At 68.0% G+C, this 17,953-nt stretch carries 15 protein-coding genes; 12 read left to right on the forward strand and 3 right to left on the reverse strand.

All coding sequences use genetic code 11. The features are described 5' to 3' along the window. Positions 1 to 35: 35 nt before the first annotated feature. Positions 36 to 3,071 carry a TonB-dependent receptor gene (locus ACFWZ3_RS01810; protein ID WP_439706074.1) on the reverse strand — a complete coding sequence of 1,012 codons (3,036 nt, stop codon included), beginning with the start codon at positions 3,069 to 3,071 and terminating at the stop codon, positions 36 to 38. A gap of 49 nt (positions 3,072 to 3,120) precedes the next feature. Continuing rightward, positions 3,121 to 4,635, reverse strand: a complete 1,515-nt coding sequence (locus ACFWZ3_RS01815) for a transglutaminase-like domain-containing protein (protein ID WP_439706075.1) — start codon at positions 4,633 to 4,635, stop codon at positions 3,121 to 3,123. 131 nt (positions 4,636 to 4,766) lie between these two features. On the opposite strand from ACFWZ3_RS01815, the gene ACFWZ3_RS01820 reads away from it, so the two are divergent. From ACFWZ3_RS01820 to ACFWZ3_RS01850, 7 genes are all read left to right on the forward strand, one after another. Next, positions 4,767 to 5,918, forward strand: coding sequence for a DUF819 family protein (locus tag ACFWZ3_RS01820; protein ID WP_439706076.1), 1,152 nt, complete (start codon positions 4,767 to 4,769; stop codon positions 5,916 to 5,918). Positions 5,919 to 5,938: 20 nt separating this feature from the next. Beyond that, entirely contained in the window at positions 5,939 to 7,339 is a 1,401-nt protein-coding gene (locus ACFWZ3_RS01825) for a C40 family peptidase (RefSeq protein ID WP_439706077.1), read from the forward strand. A 93-nt stretch (positions 7,340 to 7,432) separates the two neighbouring features. Beyond that, positions 7,433 to 8,530, forward strand: a complete 1,098-nt coding sequence (locus tag ACFWZ3_RS01830; protein ID WP_439706078.1) for a dipeptide epimerase — start codon at positions 7,433 to 7,435, stop codon at positions 8,528 to 8,530. After that, complete coding sequence (locus ACFWZ3_RS01835; protein WP_439701516.1) at positions 8,530 to 9,381, forward strand: MurR/RpiR family transcriptional regulator; 852 nt, start codon at positions 8,530 to 8,532, stop codon at positions 9,379 to 9,381. Before ACFWZ3_RS01830 ends, ACFWZ3_RS01835 begins: the two co-directional genes overlap by 1 nt. A 111-nt stretch (positions 9,382 to 9,492) precedes the next feature. Beyond that, positions 9,493 to 10,257, forward strand: a complete 765-nt coding sequence (locus ACFWZ3_RS01840; protein ID WP_439706079.1) for a L,D-transpeptidase family protein — start codon at positions 9,493 to 9,495, stop codon at positions 10,255 to 10,257. Beyond that, positions 10,254 to 11,492, forward strand: coding sequence for a dicarboxylate/amino acid:cation symporter (locus ACFWZ3_RS01845; RefSeq protein ID WP_439706080.1), 1,239 nt, complete (start codon positions 10,254 to 10,256; stop codon positions 11,490 to 11,492). The genes ACFWZ3_RS01840 and ACFWZ3_RS01845 overlap by 4 nt, the downstream gene beginning before the upstream one ends. A gap of 120 nt (positions 11,493 to 11,612) precedes the next feature. After that, positions 11,613 to 12,767, forward strand: coding sequence for an NAD(P)/FAD-dependent oxidoreductase (locus tag ACFWZ3_RS01850; protein WP_439706081.1), 1,155 nt, complete (start codon positions 11,613 to 11,615; stop codon positions 12,765 to 12,767). Here the strand turns inward: ACFWZ3_RS01850 and ACFWZ3_RS01855 are convergent. Next, positions 12,721 to 13,422, reverse strand: coding sequence for a hypothetical protein (locus ACFWZ3_RS01855; RefSeq protein WP_439706082.1), 702 nt, complete (start codon positions 13,420 to 13,422; stop codon positions 12,721 to 12,723). The genes ACFWZ3_RS01850 and ACFWZ3_RS01855 overlap by 47 nt on opposite strands. Positions 13,423 to 13,688: 266 nt before the next feature. Between ACFWZ3_RS01855 and ACFWZ3_RS01860 the strand changes: the two genes are divergently transcribed. The 5 genes from ACFWZ3_RS01860 to ACFWZ3_RS01880 all read left to right on the forward strand — a co-directional run bounded on the left by ACFWZ3_RS01860 (position 13,689) and on the right by ACFWZ3_RS01880 (position 17,922). Next, positions 13,689 to 14,288: an anthranilate synthase component II gene (locus ACFWZ3_RS01860; protein WP_439706206.1), complete on the forward strand. Its 600-nt coding sequence runs from the start codon at positions 13,689 to 13,691 to the stop codon at positions 14,286 to 14,288. Next, positions 14,285 to 15,337, forward strand: coding sequence for an anthranilate phosphoribosyltransferase (trpD, locus tag ACFWZ3_RS01865; protein ID WP_439706083.1), 1,053 nt, complete (start codon positions 14,285 to 14,287; stop codon positions 15,335 to 15,337). Before ACFWZ3_RS01860 ends, trpD begins: the two co-directional genes overlap by 4 nt. Before the next feature lie 73 nt (positions 15,338 to 15,410). After that, a complete protein-coding gene (trpC, locus tag ACFWZ3_RS01870; protein ID WP_439706084.1) occupies positions 15,411 to 16,205 on the forward strand; it encodes an indole-3-glycerol phosphate synthase TrpC in 795 nt (264 codons plus the stop codon). A 4-nt stretch (positions 16,206 to 16,209) separates the two neighbouring features. Continuing rightward, positions 16,210 to 16,884: a haloacid dehalogenase-like hydrolase gene (locus tag ACFWZ3_RS01875; protein WP_439706085.1), complete on the forward strand. Its 675-nt coding sequence runs from the start codon at positions 16,210 to 16,212 to the stop codon at positions 16,882 to 16,884. A 72-nt stretch (positions 16,885 to 16,956) separates the two neighbouring features. After that, positions 16,957 to 17,922: a bifunctional helix-turn-helix transcriptional regulator/GNAT family N-acetyltransferase gene (locus tag ACFWZ3_RS01880; protein ID WP_439706086.1), complete on the forward strand. Its 966-nt coding sequence runs from the start codon at positions 16,957 to 16,959 to the stop codon at positions 17,920 to 17,922. The last annotated feature ends 31 nt before the right edge of the window (positions 17,923 to 17,953 follow it).

Genomic DNA, 17,953 nt, shown 5'->3' on the forward strand with positions numbered 1-17,953 from the left:
CCGCGATGACCGCGGGCCGCCAGGCGGGGAGGGCCTTAGAAGTTCACGCTTACGCTCAACTGAGTGAAGCGCGGTGACTGGAACCCGATCGGCAGCCGGAAGGTGGCGTCGGTTTCGTTGGAGATAGCACTCTGCAGGTCCTGGTCGACCTGCACGGTGCGTTGCTGGTTGAGCAGGTTGTAGACGGCCAGCTTCACGCGCAGGTCGCCACCGCCCTGGAACGGCAGGATGTAGCTCAGGCTGGCGTCGAAGGTGTAGGTCCACGGCAGGCGGCCGTAGTCGCCGCGCGAGGAGTGCTGGTACACGCGTTCGGCCGAGTTGTCCGAATCGCAGTTCTCCACGCAGATGAAGTAGCTGTGGTAATTGCTCGCGTCGTACGGGTTGCCCACGCCGAAGCCGGTGATCGGGCCGCCGGAGTGGATGTCGGCGTTGGCACCGACCTGCCAGTGCGGGGTGATCGCGTAGGTGCCGCGCAGCTTGAGCTGGTGGCGGCGGTCATTGGGCAGGTAGCCGTTGCCGCCGAAGTTCACCCACGGATCGTCGAAGTTCTCGGTGCGGCCGGTGTCGTCGAAGTCGGTGTCCGAGTTGACCGGTCCTTCGGCGTTGCCGCGGTTCCAGGCGAGTACGTAAGAGGCGTTGAACGACCACTTCTCGTCCCAGGCGCGATCAAGCTGGAACTCAAGCGCGGTGTAGGTGCGCTTGGGTTTCACCCAACCACGCTGGCCGATGTAGGTCATGATTGGATCGCCATCGGCGTCCACGCCGTCCTGGCGGTACATCGCCCAGCCTTCCTTGGAGGTATCCACGGTGAGGTAGCCATCGGCGTCACCGTCGCAGTTGGTGTCGCCCCACACGGTGACCTTCTTGCCCGGGTTGGCCATCACCCAGCCGATGTAGCCGTCCTCGCCGCACTGCGCGGTGGCGCTGATCTCCATGTCGTCGATCGCGTTGTGCAGGCGGCGGTAGGTGGCGCTGACGCCCCACGACCAGCTGTTGTCGATCATCTGCTGGAAGCCCAGGATCGCCTCGTCCTGGTAGACCGGATCCATGTCGTGGTCGACCTCGGCGCGCAGGTCGCCGACGGTGCCGTCACCCTGCGAGGTGTCCACGTGGCTGCCCGGCAGCGCGTCGCCGACGATCGGCATGGCGTACTGGAAGCCATTGATCTCCTGCGTCTGCCAGCCGAGGAAGCGATGCGAGGAGCGCTCGTCCAGCAGGCCGCCGGCCTGCTTGATGTTGATCACGTTGGCCACGGGCAGGTAGTAGCGGCCCAGGTTGCCGAACAGCTTGGTGCTGCCGTCGCCCTTCATGTCCCAGGAGAAGCCCAGGCGCGGGGCGATCTGCTGGTCGATCTTGATGTAGCTGCGGCCGGCAGCGTCCTGGTTGTCGAAACTGTCGTTGCGCAGGCCGCCGTTGAGCACCAGGTTCGGGGTGATCTGCCAGTTGTCCTCGATATACCAGGCAGCGTTCTTGGTCTGGAAGTTGCCGGCGATCTCGTAGCGGCGCACGCGCACCCAGGCCTCGTCGCCCACGGGGACGCGGCCGCCGCCATCGGCATTGCCGACCTGGCCACCGGTGGGAACGGTGTACACGTTGTAGTAATAGCCGCCCGGGCCCGGATAGCGGCGCGCGTAGTCGGACGTGTCGACCTCGTGGTCGTAGCCGAAGCGCAGCAGGTGGTCGCCCAGCGTCCACTCGAAATCCGCGCGGTACTGCTTGCGGATGTCCTCGCGCGAGGCGACCTGCGAGCTGCTGGTGCAGCCCAGCGGCAGGTCACCCGGCAGCGGCACGCCGGCGCTGACGGCCACGCGGTTGCACTCGTTGTCCAGCTGCGAGCTGATGTCCGCCTGGCGCTGGTTGCGGCCGTACATCAGCTTCATCGAGAGATCGTTGGTGAGGTAGCTGGTCCAGGTCAGCGCCCAGTTCTTGCCGCCGGTGTTGGTGTAGACCTCGTTGGTCTTGGCGATGCGCCGGTCGTTGTCGAAGTCGTAGCTGTAGACGTCGCCGGTGTCCTTGTTCTTGTCAGAGAAGGCCATCAGCGACAGCGTGTTGTTGTCGGTGATGTTCCAGTCGATGGTGGTGCCCCAGAAGCCCTGGTTGGAGCTGTGGTCGGTCATCGTGGTGCCGACGTTGTCGGTGTTGTGCGGGCTGGCGCCGCGCGCTTCGTACATCGCGAAGAAGAACAGCTTGTCCTTCACGATCGGGCCCGACGCCCAGACGTTGGTCTTGATCAGCGAATCCTGGTCACGGCTGGCGGTGTAGTAGCGCTCGCCGTCGAAGTAGTAGTCGTGCGCGCGCGAATGCCAGTTGCCCGGCTCCATGGTGATCTCGGCGCCGGCCTTGAACTCGTTGGTGCCCGAGCGCGCCACCGCATTGACCACGCCGCCGGTGGTGCGGCCGAACTCCACCGAGTAGCCGCCGGTCTTGACCTGGAATTGGTCGTAGAAGGCGAACGGCGCTTCGGAGAAGCCGTTGCGGTTGTAGAAGTCGGTGACGTTGAGGCCGTTGACGTAGAACGCGTTCTCGGCGATCGACGAGCCGCCGAAGGAGATGCCGCCGAAACCGGCGTTGCCCTTGACCACGCCCGGCGCGAGCAGCGCCACCGAGGTGACGTTCTGGTCGACCGGCAGGCGCACCAGGTCGGCGCGCGAGACAATCGTGGCCGACTCGGTCGAGCTCACGTCGATCACAGGCAGCACCGAACTGGTGACGTTGATGGTCGCCAGGCTGGTCGCGTCGACTGCGCCCAGGTTCACCGTGGTGGTGGTGCCCAGCGCGACCGTCACGTTGCGGGTCGGACCGACCGCCTGGCCGCCGCTGGTCGCGCTGATCGTGTACTGACCGACCGGCAGGTAGGGCAGGCGGTAGTTGCCCTCGTCGTCGGCGACGACCGAGCGGGTGAAGCCGGTATCCGGGCTGGTCACCGTCACGGTGGCGCCGGCCTGGGTATGACCGGCGACGGTACCGTCGGTGTTGGCGGCTTGCGCCGATGGCGCGCCAAAGGCGACGAGCGCCAGTCCGAGCGCCGTGCCGAGCACGGTCCTGCGCATGTTCCAAACCTTGCTGCTCATGTCCCCTTACTCCCCTCGACGCCGGGTCGATGTCAGTTGAACTTGTTGGTTACTTGTCGTTGCGTCCGTGCAGGAACTGCCAGTCGAAGTGGTAATCCCACTTGTCGAAATAGAGATTGCCGCCGCGCCACTCGACCTCGCCGCGTTGCGAGTCGACCGTTTCGGAGCGCGGGAACTGCTTGGCCGGCACGAATGGACGGCTGTAGTCGTCGTTGAAGGCGATGCGATAGGCGTCCAGGCCGCCCAGGTAGAACCAGCGCAGGCGCGGGTCGTCGCCGGCCTTCGGTTCGAGCTGGCCGAAGGTCACGTCCACCGGCACCCAGCCATAGGGGGCGAGGTAGAGCTGGCCCCAGTCGTGGATGTTGTCGTAGTCGCCGTCGGAGAACATCCAGCCGGACTGCCAGCGCGCCGGTATGCCGTTCAGGCGCAGCAGGGTGAGCAGCAGCAGGGTCTGTTCGCCGCAGTCGCCGTGGCCGGCGTGCAGGGTGTAGTCGCTGATGTTGCTGATCGTGGAGTACTCGCGCGCGCCTGCCCAGGGAATCCGGTCGACGGCGGCAAACAGCTTCTGCGCGACGCGGTAGGGATTGGTTTCATCACCTACCACCTTGCGTGAGAAGGCGCGCAGATTGTCGGTAAAGACGATGTGCGGCGCGCGTTCCTGCACGAAAGGTTGGAGTTCCGGCGTGATCGTGGCCGCCACCACCTTGTCCGGATCGATCGGGTGCGATTGCGCGCGCAAGGTCAGCTCATAGGTGAGCTTGAACACGGTCGGCTGCCCCGCCTTCGCCGGCGCTTCCATGTAGGCAGTGCGCTGCAACGTGTCCACCGGCGCCACGCGCGCACCGGTCGGCTGGCTGGCGACGAAACGGATGTCGTCCTGCTGGCCGGGGATCGCACGCGGGTAGGGGATCCAGGCCTTGACCGTCTCGCCGGCGGGCACGGCGTTGGCGTCGACGGTGACCGTCTGGGTCACGCGCACGCGCATCGGCAGTACGCCGGTCTTGCCGCTTGCGAGGGCCTCGCGGAAAGCCGCGCGGTGGTGGTCGTTCAACAATTCGTTCGGGCCGTTGGGCGGCAGCGCCGGCGCCGAGCGGCCACGGCGGGCACGCGCCTCGTCGCTGAGCAGGAAAAGGTTGGACGGGGCGCGATTGAAATAGAGCGTGCGACCGTCGATCACCATGTGCTCGAGCAGGCCCGCGGCGTCCCAGCGCGCGAACTCCGCGTCGGTGAGGTCCGGGATCTGCTTGCGGATGCGCGCCTTGGCCTCGTCCGCCGTCAGCGAGAAGTCGAGCAGGATGCGGTGCATACGCTCGCGCTGGAACTGAAGCGCCTCACGCGCCTCGGGACTGGGCCCTGCCTGGTTAAGCGCGGTATCGATCGCCTGGTCGGCGGCGGCAAAGTGACCGTGGTCGATTTGCGCGACGATGGCGGGCGGGCCCGGGGGTGGCAGGCTCGCCCGCGAAGACGTCGCACAGCAGAACAGGCTGGCGAGCACGGCGCCCGCCAGCAGCGTCCGTCGGCGCGCCGGTTCGTGTTTGCGTTGCTTGCCTGGCACCCTCGTCATTGCACGAACGCCCCCGCCAGTTGGCATCAAGGCCTTGTGTAACACGCTTGCAAAAGGTGGTCAATAATTTATGCTTCGGCTCAATGTATGAGGAATGGCATATTCCTGACACGACGCACGAGGGGTAGCGCGTGATCCACACGGTATGGCCGTACCTGGCCGTGATGCTGCTGGCCGCGGGCCTGTTTCCGGCGCTGGAGCGGCGCACCGGCTGGCGCGTGTTCAACGTGCTGCCGCCGATCGTCTTCACCTACCTGTTGGTGACCGCGCTGGCGGTGTCTGGCCTGTGGCAGGTCAACGAGGAGATCCGCACCGCGCAGTCGATGCTGGTTTCGCACATGGTGCCGGCGCTGTTGTTCCTGCTGATGATCAACTGCGACCTGCGCGCGATCTTCAAGCTCGGGCCGCGCGTGCTGGGCGTGTTCGCCTGCACCTCGGTCAGCCTGTTCATCGCTTTCATCACGACCTTCCTGCTCTACAAGCGCTGGCTGCCGGGCGATGCCTGGCATCCGCTGGCGGCGCTGTCGGGCAGCTGGGTCGGCGGCACGGCGAACATGATCGCGGTGAAGCAGGCGATCGGCATGTCCGACCAGCATCTGGCGATGAGCCTGCTGACCGACGCGCTCTGCTATTCGACCTGGGTGGCCGTGCTGTTCGCGGTGGCGCGGCTGGCGCCGGCGTTCAACCGCTGGACGAAGGCCAGGTCGACCGGCGAACTGCAGGTCGCCGAGGCGAAGGCGACCGGGCCGACCACGTCCGATTCGGTGCTGTTGTGGTTGGGGCTCGCGCTGGCGGCGGCGGCACTGGCTGCCTGGCTCGCGGCCTTCCTGCCGACTTCGACCATGATCAGCGCGACCACCTGGACCATCCTGCTCGCCACCGGCGCCGGGCTGGTCGTGGCACATACGCCGTTGGCGCGCTACCCGGGCGCGGGCACCATTTCCAGCGCATTGCTGATCAGCGTGGTGGCAGTGCTCGCCTCGCAGAGCAATTTCCACGGCATCGGCGCGGCGCCGCTGTACCTGCTCTGCGGCGTGACCGTCATCGCCGTGCACGCGGTCCTGCTGGTCGGTTTCGCCAAGCTGTTCCGCTTCGATCTCTACCTCTGCGGGATTTCCTCGCTGGCGCACATCGGTGGCGTGGCGGCTACGCCGGTGCTGGCGGCGAGCTATTCGCGCGCGCTGGTGCCGGTCGGCATCCTGCTCGCGCTGCTGGGTTACATACTGGGCACCGGCTTCGGCCTGCTGGTGGCGTCGATCATGTCGACGCTGGCGGGATCGTGACAGCCATGAGGACCACGACCATGCGAACTTTTCTCTCTTCGGCGCTGCTGGCCCTGCTGCTGGCGGCCACGCCGCTGCATGCGCGCGACCAGGCTTCGACCTTGCCGGTGCCGCCTTCGGGCGTGCTCGGCGTGGGCGAGGCCCAGCTGACCCCTGCGTTCTGGATCGGCCTGCAGCCGCAGCCGGACAAGGTGATCCTGAGCCGCCAGCAGATCGCGGCGCAGAACGCGGCGCTGTTCGCGCAGGACAAGTCGATGCATGAACTGCGCGCGCTGCCGGCCACCCTCAATGGTGCGCAGGTGCGCGGCTGGATCGAGGATCTTGCCGATGCGCCGTCCAGGCCGCTCTACGACGTCGACGGCAAACCGGTGCCGGCCGCCACGCTGAAGCGCATCGTCGACGCCCGCGCGCTCGATGCCATCCCGGCGAGCCAGAAGACGCGTTATGGCATGGTCGTGCGCCGCGCTGCGCTGCGTACGTTCCCGACCACGCTTCGCGTGTTCCGCGAAGCGGGCGATACCGACATCGACCGCTTCCAGGAGACTGCCGAGTTTCCCGGCACCCCGGTGGTGATCGCCCACGCCAGCCGTGACGGCCGCTGGCTGTTCGTGGTGAGTCCGCGCTATGCCGCCTGGACCGAGGCGACCAACATCGCCGAAGGCAGCAAGGAAGCCGTGCTCGGCTACGCCGACAAGACGCCCTACCGCGTCGTCACCGGGGCCAAGGTCTACACCGTCTATACCCGCGAGGCGCCGGCCGTCTCGCAGGTGGAGCTGGACATGGGCACGCGCGTGCCGGTGCTCACCGACTTGGCCGCGGACCAGCCGGTCAACGGCCAGACGCCCTACGCCGCGCACGTGGTCGAGCTGCCGGTGCGCAAGGCCGACGGCTCGCTCGCCTTCAGCCCTGCGCTGATCCAGAAGAACGCCGACACCGCGCCCGACTACCTGCCGCTGACCCCGCGCAACCTGATCACCCAGGCGTTCAAGTTCCTGGGCGAGCGCTACGGCTGGGGTCATGCCTACGACGGGCGGGACTGCTCCGGCTTCGTCTCGGACGTCTATCGCTCGATGGGCGTCGAGATGCCGCGCAACACCTCCAGCCAGGGCGTGAGCCCGGCCTTCGCGAAGCAGGGCTTCGGCAAGGACAGTTCGCACGCCGAACGCCTGCGTGCCGCGGAGAACCTCGAGCGCGGCGACCTGATCTACATCCCCGGCCACGTGATGATGTCGCTGGGCCAGTGGCAAGGGCAGCCGTGGGTGATCCATGACGTGCTGGGCATGAGCTATCGCATGGCCGACGGCTCGATCAAGCGGGTCACGCTCAACGCCGTGTCGGTGACGCCACTGCTGCCGATGCTCGCCGGCAAGGATTCCACCTTCATCGACCACATGACCAGCATCGTGCGCATGCGGCCCTAGCGGTCCGTAGGGTGGGCTTCAGCCCACCACACGTTCCCACGCAGAGGGCCGGTGGGCTGAAGCCCACCCTACGGAAACCAAGACAAGAACATCATGAAGATCACAGACATCCAGTTCGGCATGCTGCGGGTGCCCCTGAAGACACCCTTCAAGACCGCGTTGCGCACCGTCAACCAGGTCGAGGACATCGTGGTGATGGTGCACACCGATACCGGCCAGGTCGGCTACGGCGAGGCGCCGGCCACCGCGGTGATCACCGGCGACACGCACGGCTCGATCGTGGATGCGATCCGCCACTACATCTCGCCTCGGCTGATCGGCCAGGAGGTGGCCAACCTCAACCGCCTGACCCATCTGGTACAGGGGTCGATGGAAAAGAACTCCAGCGCCAAGGCCGCGGTGGAGATCGCCCTGTACGACCTGTGGGGTCAGCTCTACGGCGCGCCGCTGTACAAGCTGCTCGGTGGCGGCGATCCGGTGATCACCACCGACATCACGATCAGCGTCGACTACATCGACAAAATGGTGGCCGACTCGGTGGCGGCGGTCGAGCGCGGCTTCGAGTCGCTGAAGATCAAGGTCGGCAAGGACATCGGCGTCGACATCGAGCGGGTCAAGGCGATCTACGCGGCAGTCGAAGGGCGCGCCTTGCTGCGCCTGGACGCCAACCAGGGCTGGACCGCCAAGCAGGCGGTTTACGCGCTGCAGACACTGGAAGAGGCCGGCATCAAGCTGGAGCTGGTCGAGCAGCCGGTCAAGGCGCGCGACCTCGAAGGCATGCGCTACGTCACCGAGCGCGTACACACGCCGGTGATGGCCGACGAGAGCGTGTTCGGCCCGATGGAAGTGATCGAGCTGATCCGCATGCGCGCGGCCGACATCATCAATATCAAGCTGATGAAGACCGGCGGCATTTCCAATGCGATCAAGATCGCCGACATCGCCCAGTTGCACGGCATCGACTGCATGATCGGTTGCATGCTGGAGACCTCGATCAGCGTGGCGGCGGCCGTGCACGTGGCGGTGGCCCGTGCCGACGCGATCAGCAAGATCGACCTGGACGGCCCCTCGCTGGCGCAGTTCAACCCGGTCGACGGTGGGGTAATCTTCAACGAATCGGAAATCTCCGTGACCGACGCCCCGGGCCTCGGCATCCGCGAGATCAGGGGCCTGGAGAGGATCGCGGACTGATGTCCCCGCTGGTCAAAATCCGTTCGGAGCGCGACCAGATGTCGGCGGTGGAGCGGCGCATCGCCGACTTCATCCTGGAAAACGCGCACCTGCTGCGCGACTACTCCTCGCAGCAATTGGCCAACGCCCTGGGGATCAGCCAGTCCAGCGTGGTCAAGTTCACCCAGAAGCTCGGCTTCAAGGGTTATCCGGACCTGAAGTATTCGGTCGGCGAGGCGATCGCGCGCGCCGACAACGGCGATGCGCCAGCCATGGAGCGCGCCGGCAGCGGCGAGGAAGAAGGCCCCGGCGCGCTGTGGCGGCGCAAGTCGGAGGCGGAAGAGGCCACGCGGCTGATCAATCCGCCCGAGGTGATCGACACGATCGCCGCGGCGATCGAGCAGGCCGGGCGCGCGGGCAAGGTGTTCATCATCGGCCTGGGCGAGGACGACATCTACGCGCGCAACTTCGCGCTGCGGTTGTCGCTGCTGGGCATCCTCACCGTGCACAACTTCGACACCGCGCGGATGACCGCGAACGTCTCCGCCGCCGGCGCCGGCGACGTGCTGCTGGTGTTTTCCGAGCACGGCAACCATCCGGCGCTGTGCAAGATCGCGCGCTACTTCCGCGAGCGGCGCGGGCAGGTGATCACCGTCACCCGGCACACCGCCAACCCGCTGCGCACGCTGGCCGACATCCAGCTGCTGGTCAGCGCGCACGACGAGCGGCCCTACATCCAGCCGCTGCTGTATCAATCGGCGCTGCAGCACCTGCTCGACTGCGTGTTCGTGCTGCTGTGCGAGAGCCACGACGACCGCCATGCGCAGTTGCTGGCGAATCTCGAGCGCATCCAGTTGATGCTGGAGCCCTGATGCGTGTGCATCGTCCCGCAGGGTGGGCCTCAGCCGGCCACGCCCGCTCCGCCCGATCCACCGTGGTGGGCTGAAGCCCACCCTACGCCGTCCGTTCCGCGTGAGGTATCCATGTCCGTCCGCCTGCCACTCCTGTTGATGCTTGCCCTTGCCGGCACGGGCCATGCACGGGCCGACGAACCGGGCGCCTGGTCCGATGCCCGCCAGATGGTGGTGGTCACCACGCCCGGCTGGAACGTCGACCACGGCACCCTGCGCACCTACGCGCGCACCGCCAACGGCTGGAAGGAAATCGGCGCGCCCGCGCCGGTCACCATCGGCAAGGCCGGCGCCGCCTGGGGGCTGGGGCTGAATGCTCCGCGCCACGACGGTCCGGTCAAGCGCGAGGGCGACCTGTGCAGCCCGGCCGGCGTGTTCGACATCGGCGAGGCGTTCGGCTACGCGGCCAAGGCCGATACCGCCATGCCCTACCGCGCGCTGACTGCCAGCGATTACTGCGTCGATGTCAGCGGCTCGCCGCAGTACAACCGCATCGTCGACGCGGAGGTGGTGGGCGAGAAGGCCGTCGAAGGTTCGACCGAGCCGATGCGCCGCGACATCCACGTCCACGGCGACCAGCGCTACGCCCAGGGCTTCGTGATCGAGCACAACCCGCAGCAACGTGCGCGGGGCGGCAGCTGCATCTTTGCCCATCTGTGGAAGTCGCCGGTCGATGCGACCACCGGTTGCACCGCCATGGCCCCTTCGCTGATGCATCGCCTGCTGGCCTGGCTGCGTCCGGACGATCATCCGGTGTTCGTGCTGATGCCCACACCCGCGTACGAAAAGCTGCAAGCCGACTGGCACCTGCCGGCGCTCGGGGATGCCGCCCGATGAGCCCCACCGCGCGCGTGCTGGGCGGCCTGGCGGCCGGCGCCATCCTCGGCCTGGCCCTGGCGGCATGGAACCCGCTGGTCGCCACGCAGGTGGCCGACGTGGTGCAGCCGATCGGCAAGCTCTGGCTGAACGCCTTGCAGATGACCGTGGTGCCCCTGGTGCTGGCGCTGGTGGTGGTGGGCGTCAACACGGCGACCGACGCGGCGGCCTCCGGACGCATCGCGCGGCGGGCAATCGTGGTGTTCATCCTGCTGTTGCTGCTCGGCGCCTTGTTCACCGCGGCCGCCGCGCCGGCGCTGTTCTCGCTGTTCCCGCACAACCCGGCGCTGCGCACCGCGCTGGATCATGCGGTCGTCGGCACGGCCGCCCAGACCGGCCCGGTGAGCTGGTCGGCAGCGCTGGTGGCGATGATCCCCAGCAACGCGATCATGGCCGCCGCGCAGAGCGCGATGCTCCCGCTGGTGGTGTTCGCGCTGTTCCTGGGCTTTGCGCTCACGCGCATCGCGCCGGCGCGGCGGGCGATGCTGGTGGAGTTCTTCCAGGCCATCGCCGACGCCATGATCGTGATCGTGCGCTGGGTGCTGTGGGTGGCGCCGCTGGGTGTGTTCGCGCTGATCCTGGGCGTATGCGCGCGCTCGGGACTGGGCATGCTCAGCGCGCTGGGCGTGTACGTGCTGGCGGAGATCGTGCTGTATTTGGCGGTCACCGCGATGATGTACGCGGTGGCGGTGATCTGGGGCGGCGAGAAGCTGCGCCGCTTCGCCAGTGCGTTGCTGCCGCCGCAGGCGGTGGCGATCAGCACGCAGTCGTCGCTTGCTTCGCTGCCGGCGATGCTCGAAAGCGCCGAGCGGCGGCTGGGCTACCCGAAGCAGGTCAACTCGTTGGTGCTGCCGATGGCGGTCACCCTGTGCCGCCTGACCAGCCCGGTGCAGTACCTGACCTCGGCCGCGTTCATCGCCTGGGCGTATGGCATCGACCTGTCGGCCACCCAGCTGGTCGCCGGTGCGGTGCTGGCGGTGGTGATCAGCCTGGGCTCGGTGGGCCTGCCGGGCGCGGTCACCTTCATCGCCACCAACCTCCCGGTGGCGCAGTCGATGGGCCTGCCGGTCGGGCCGCTGGGCCTGATGCTGGCGGTCGACACGCTGCCCGATGCTTTCGCCACCCTCGGCAACGTCACAGCGGACGTCACCGCCACTAGCGTGGTGGCAAGGCAGTCGCGCCGCGACGCCCCATGACCCGAAAACTTTCCCCGCCGTTGTGGGAGCCCGCTTGCGGGCGATGCTCTTCGCGCCAGATCCAAAGCATCGCCCGCAAGCGGGCTCCTACATGTTCGCTGACCTGACGATAGAGCTGACATGAGCCTGATCGAAACCGACGTGATCGTGATCGGCGCCGGCATGGCCGGTGCCTCGGTGGCCTACTTCCTCGCGCCGCACGCACGCGTGCTGGTGCTCGAGCGCGAGAGCTACGCGGGCATGCATTCGACCGGCCGCTCGGCCGCGCTGTTCAGCGAAACCTACGGCTCGCCGCAGGTGCGCGCGCTGACCCGTGCGACCCGGCCGTTTCTCGCCCGCCCGCCGCAGGGCTTTGCCAGCGCGCCGATCCTGACGCGACGCGGGGCGACCGTGATCGGCACCGCGGCGGATGCCGACCGGGTCCGCGCCGAGTACGAGGCGATCCTGCCGTACACGCGCGACCTCGAACTGCACGACGCCGCCCGCCTGCGCGCGAGCGTGCCGGTGCTGAGGCCCGAAGCGGCGCACATCGGCATGCACGAACCCGGCGCGGCCGATATCGACGTCAACGAACTGCACCAGGGCTTCCTGCGCGGCCTGCGCGCGCGCGGCGGGCAGCTGCGCCTGGACGTGGCCGTCCGCGCGATCGAGCGCACCGCGGCCGGCTGGGAAGTCGACGCCGGCGAGACCGTCTACCGCGCACCGCTGCTGCTCGACGCGGCCGGCGCCTGGGCCGACCAGGTCGCACGGATGGCCGGTGTCGCGCCGCTGGGCCTGCAGCCGAAGCGCCGCTCGGCCTTCGTGTTCGAGCCGCCGGCCGGAGTGGACGTGCATCGCTGGCCGTTCATCTGCGACGTTGCCGAGACCTTCTACTTCAAGCCGGACGCCGGGCTGCTGCTCGGCTCGGCCGCCAACGCCGACCCGGTCGACCCGCACGACGTGCAGCCGGAGGAGTACGACATCGCGCTCGGCATACACAACATCGAGCAGGCCACCACCATGGAGATCCGCCGCCCGACCCGCACTTGGGCCGGCCTGCGCTCCTTCGTCGCCGACGGCGACCTGGTCGGCGGCTTCGCTCCCGATGCGCCGGGCTTCTTCTGGGTCGCCGCCCAGGGCGGCTACGGCATCCAGACCAGCGCCGCCATGGGCGAGTCCTGCGCCAACCTGGCGCTTGGACGGCCGTTGCCCGGGCACCTTGCGGATGCGGGCCTTTCGGCCGCGATGCTCAGTCCGCAGCGGCTGCGCTCTCCCGCCAGAGCGTCGGTGCCGTAACGAAGGCGAACTGGAGCTGGGTCGGGCGCCGCTCATGGCGAAAGCGGCGCCAGCCCCGGGGCTGCAGTGGCATACCATCGCGGCCGGTGCAGCGGATCGGCAACGCGTGCTGCCGGCGCGCAAGAGTGCGCGCACACGCCAAACAGCGATAGCAATGCGAAATCGAGATAAGCAGGCGGTCGGCCAGTCGCCGCACCTCATTACCGCTGCGGCCAACCAGAAACAGCCAGGCGCTGGCCTGTGACAGTTGAGCGTCCGGATCGGCGTCCCGTTGCGTTTCGAAGGTATCAAGTGCGAGCGACGGATCATAGCTTTCGTCCGCGGGTAGCACCTCGGTGAGAAGCTCGAGCTGGTCGTCGTCGGCATGTTTGCGCCGGTATCGCAAAGCGCGGCGGATGGCGGTTTCGGTGTAGCGGACGAAGTGCTGGTACAGGTGGCTCAGCAGCAGCCGGCCATAGGCCGGATCCGCGAAGCGCATTGCCACGCCCTTGCCGGACTGCAGTTCCCAGGCCACCAGCAATGCCTGCTGGCTGATGTCCTCGGCGCTGTATTCACCGTTGGTCGCCTTGGCGATGCGGCGAAAGTCCGCTTGTCGCTCGGCTATGAACGACTGGTACAGGACGAAGTTTTCCGGTGTGATAAGGCTGTCACCCATGTCCATTCCCTGGTGTCAAAAACTGCGCAGGGTACGGGTGGCTCGTGACGGAAAGGCGTGAACGTTCGATGGGTTCGTGATGGGCTGTCGGTCGGGCCCTCGGCCGACGCCGCTCCGGCGCGTCCACTTCGGGGCACCACCTCGCGACGTTAGGTAGGTCGCCATCTGCGACTCCGCCGGGACTCTCCCGCGGCAAGCTAGTGGCTGAAGCGTCGGCCACCTGGCCGGGCTATCATGCCGATTCGCCCGTAGCCCGCGTGTCCGCCATGCTCCTGATGATCGACAACTACGACAGCTTTACCTTCAACCTCGTCCAGTACCTGGGCGAGCTGGGGCAGGAGGTGAAGGTGGTGCGCAACGATGCGCTGGACGTGGCCGGCATCCGCGCGCTCAAGCCCTCGCACATCATGATCTCGCCGGGGCCGGGCACGCCGGACGACGCGGGCGTGTCGCTGCCGGTGCTGCGCGAGCTGGCGGGGGAGATTCCGGTGTTCGGCGTGTGCCTGGGGCACCAGGCAATCGGGCAGGCGTTCGGCGGCAAGGTGATCCGCGCCAAGCAGATCATGCATGGCAAGACCTCGCCGGTGCGCCATCGCGGGCGCGGCGTGTTCGCCGGTCTGCCCGATCCGTTCGAGGCGACGCGCTACCACTCGCTGGTGGTCGAGCAGGGCTCGCTCCCGGAGTGCCTGGAAGTCACCGCCTGGACCGAGCACGCGGATGGCTCGATCGACGAGATCATGGGCCTGCGCCACAAGACGCTGCCGGTCGAGGGCGTGCAGTTCCACCCGGAGTCGATCCTGACGCAATACGGCCACGACCTGCTGGCCAACTTCCTTGGCCTGCCGCGCCGGAAGCTGGCTGCATGAGTCCGCGCGAGATTTCGATCACGCCGCAGGAGGCGCTCCAGCGCACCATCGAACACCGCGAGATCTTCCACGACGAGATGATCGCGCTGATGCGCCAGATCATGCGCGGGGAGGTCAGTCCGCTGATGACCGCGGCGATCATCACCGGCCTGCGCGTCAAAAAGGAAACCGTCGGCGAGATCACCGGCGCGGCGCGGGTCATGCGTGAGCTCTCGGCGAAGGTCGACGCGCCGGCGCACCCGCATTTCGTGGATATCGTCGGCACCGGCGGCGACGGCGCGTCGAGCTTCAACATTTCCACCGCGTCGATGTTCGTCGCCGCGGCGGCCGGTGCGCGCGTGGCCAAGCACGGCGGGCGCAGCGTCTCCTCCAAATCCGGCAGCGCGGACGTGCTCGAGGCGCTGGGGGCGGTGATCGACCTGAACCCGGCGCAGGTCGCCCAGTGCATGGAAGAGACCGGCATCGGTTTCATGTTCGCGCCGAACCACCATCCGGCGATGAAGGTGGTCGCGCCGGTGCGCAAGGAAATGGGCGTGCGCACGCTGTTCAACATCCTGGGGCCGCTGACCAACCCGGCCGGCGCGCCGAACATCCTGATGGGCGTCTTCCATCCCGACCTGGTCGGCATCCAGGTGCGCGTGCTGCAGGCGCTGGGCGCGCGCCACGCGATGGTGGTGTGGGGCCGCGACGGCATGGACGAGATTTCGCTGGGCGCCGCGACGCTGGTCGGCGAATTGCGCGGCGGCGAGGTGCGCGAGTACGAGATCGAGCCGGAGGATTTCGGCCTGGCGATGGCCTCCAGTCGCAACCTGCGGGTGGAGAGCGTGGACGAGTCGCGCGCGATGCTGCTGGACGCGCTGGGCGGACGCCACGGCGTGGCGCATGACATCGTCTGCCTCAACGCCGGCGCGGCGCTCTACACCTCCGGCGTGGCGGGCGACATCGACGAAGGCATCGCGCTGGCGCGCCACACCATCGCCAGCGGCGCTGCGCATGCGAAAATGATGGAATTCATCGCCGCGACGCGCAGGCTCGCCGGACCCATGTAGGAGCGCCCTCGGGCGCGACCGCGTGTCGCCGGCTCACCGGTCGCGCCCAAGTGCGCTCCTACAGAAATCCGCCATGACCGACATCCTGCAACGTATCCTCGCCCGCAAGGCGGAGGAAATCGCCGAACGCAGCGCCGCGCTGCCGTTGGCCGAGCTCGCCTCGCGCATCGAGGACCTGCCGCCCACCCGCGGCTTCGCTGCCGCCATCGAGGACAAGCTCGCCGCCGGCCTGCCGGCGGTGATCGCCGAGGTGAAGAAGGCCAGCCCGAGCAAGGGCGTGATCCGCGCCGACTTCGATCCGGCCGCCATCGCGCGCAGCTATGCCGTTGGCGGCGCCGCCTGCCTGTCGGTGCTGACCGACCGCGACTTCTTCCAGGGCAGCGAGGCGTACCTGCAACAGGCGCGCGAGGCCTGCGCGCTGCCGCTGCTGCGCAAGGACTTCATCGTCGACCCCTACCAGGTGTACGAGGCCCGCGCGATCGGCGCCGACTGCATCCTGCTGATCGTCGCGGCGCTGGACGATGCCGCGCTGCTGGAACTGTCGCTGCTCGCCGCCGAACTTGACCTGGACGTGCTGTGCGAGGTGCACGACGCGGCGGAACTGGATCGCGCGCTGGCACTGCCGGTCCCGCTGATCGGCGTGAACAACCGCAACCTGCGCACTTTCGAAACCACGCTGGACACCTCGCTCGCGCTCAAGCCGCGCATGGACGACGACGACCGCGTGCTGGTGGCCGAGTCGGGCATCCATGCGCGCGAGGACGTGGCGCGCCTGCGCGAGGCCGGCATCCACGCGTTCCTGGTAGGCGAGGCGTTCATGCGGGCCGAGGATCCGGGCCAGGCGCTCGACCGGCTGTTCTCCGCCTGACGCCATGGAAGGGCAGGACACCCCCGCCGCCGACGTGCCGCCGGTCGTGCTGTTCGATTTCGACGGCGTGCTCACCCACGCCGACACCTACGCCTTGTTCGTGCGCGAGCGCTACGCGCGCTCGACCCTGCGCCAGTTGTTCGCGCTGCTGGCCCTGCCGTGGCTGATGCTGCTGTGGCCGCTGACGCGCCGGCTGCACCGCCCGCTGGTGCACATCGCATTGCTGGGGCTGGACGAAAAGCGTTACCGCGCCGCGGTCGACACGTTCGCCGCCGAACTGGTGCGGCGGCCCGGGCATTTCTGCCGTGATGGCGTGCGGGCGCTGCGCCGGCACCAGGCGGCGGGCGAGCGGGTGATCGTGGTGACCGGCTGCGAGCACACGCTGGTCGAGAGCCTGCTTGCCCAGCTGGGGCTCGCTGGCGTGGAGCTGGTCGCCTCGCGGCTCAAGCCCGGTCCGTTCGGCCTGCGCGTCGCGCACCACAACATCGGCGCCGGCAAGCTCAAGGCGCTCATCGCGCATGGCGTGCCTGCCTGGCAGCGCGCGTATGGCGATTCCCTCAACGACCTGCACATGCTCAAGGCCGCAGCCGAGCCGGTGCTGGTCAACGGCACGCCGAAGCTGTGCAAGCGGATCGAGCGGGCGCTGGGCCGGCCGCTGGAGCGAGTGGCCTGGCACTGATCGTGCGGGATTGCGTGCCGGCGATTTCCGATTTACGTTAGCTCTTACGTATTTCTCGCGGCAGGCATTCGCATGTACCTGGCATCCCTTGGCAAGCTGGCCCTCGGCAGCCGGCTGAAAGCGCTCAGCGAACACTTCTACGGTGCCGCGGACGACGTCTATCGCGCGCTGGGCGCGCCGATCGAATCGCGCTGGCTGCCGGTGCTGCGCTACCTGTGGGACGCCGGCCCGAGCACGGTGACGGAGGTGGCCCAGGCGATCAGCCAGACCCATTCGGCGGTGAGCCAGTTGACCGACAAGCTGGTGCGCGCCGGGATGGTCCGGCGTCGGCGCGACCCGGCTGATGGCCGGCGCACCGTTCTGGCACTCACTGACACGGCGCATGAGGCGCTCGCCGGGCTCGGGCCGATCTGGTGCGCCGTGCAACGTGGGGTGGGCACTTCCCTGGAAGCCCACGCCAGCCACCTGCTGGATGCCATTGCGGCGTGCGAGCGCGCCCTGCAGGAGCGTCCGGTCGCCGACGCCATCCTGGCCGAGCATGCCGCCATCAAGGCGACGCCGCTGGAGATCGTGCCGTACGCGCCGGCGTTGCGCGAACACTTCTACCGTTTGAACGCGCAATGGCTCGAGCGCCATTTCCGCATCGAGGATATCGACCGCGCGGTGCTGGGCGACCCGGAGCGCTACATCCTGCAGCCGGGCGGCGCGATCTTCTTCGCTCGCCTGGGCGAGGAGGTCATCGGTACCTGTGCGCTGCTGCAGGAATCGCCCGGCGTGTTCGAGCTGACCAAGATGGGCGTGGACGAAACCTTCCGTGGCCTGGGCGCCGGCAAGCGCCTGCTCGAGGCGTGCATCGCGGAGTTCCAGCGGCGCGGCGGCAAGACGCTGTTCCTGGAATCGAACAGTCGCCTGCAGACGGCGTTGCGGATGTACGAAAAGGCCGGCTTCGCGATGCAGCCATCGGTGCGCGCGGGCTCGCACTACGAGCGCGCGGACGTCTACATGATCTATCGGCCCGAAACGACGCGGCAGCCCTGAGGCTGCCGCGTAACCAGGAGGCAGCGGGGCC

The organism is Frateuria sp. GZRR35 (assembly GCF_051900415.1).
Taxonomy (GTDB): Bacteria; Pseudomonadota; Gammaproteobacteria; order Xanthomonadales; family Rhodanobacteraceae; genus Frateuria_A.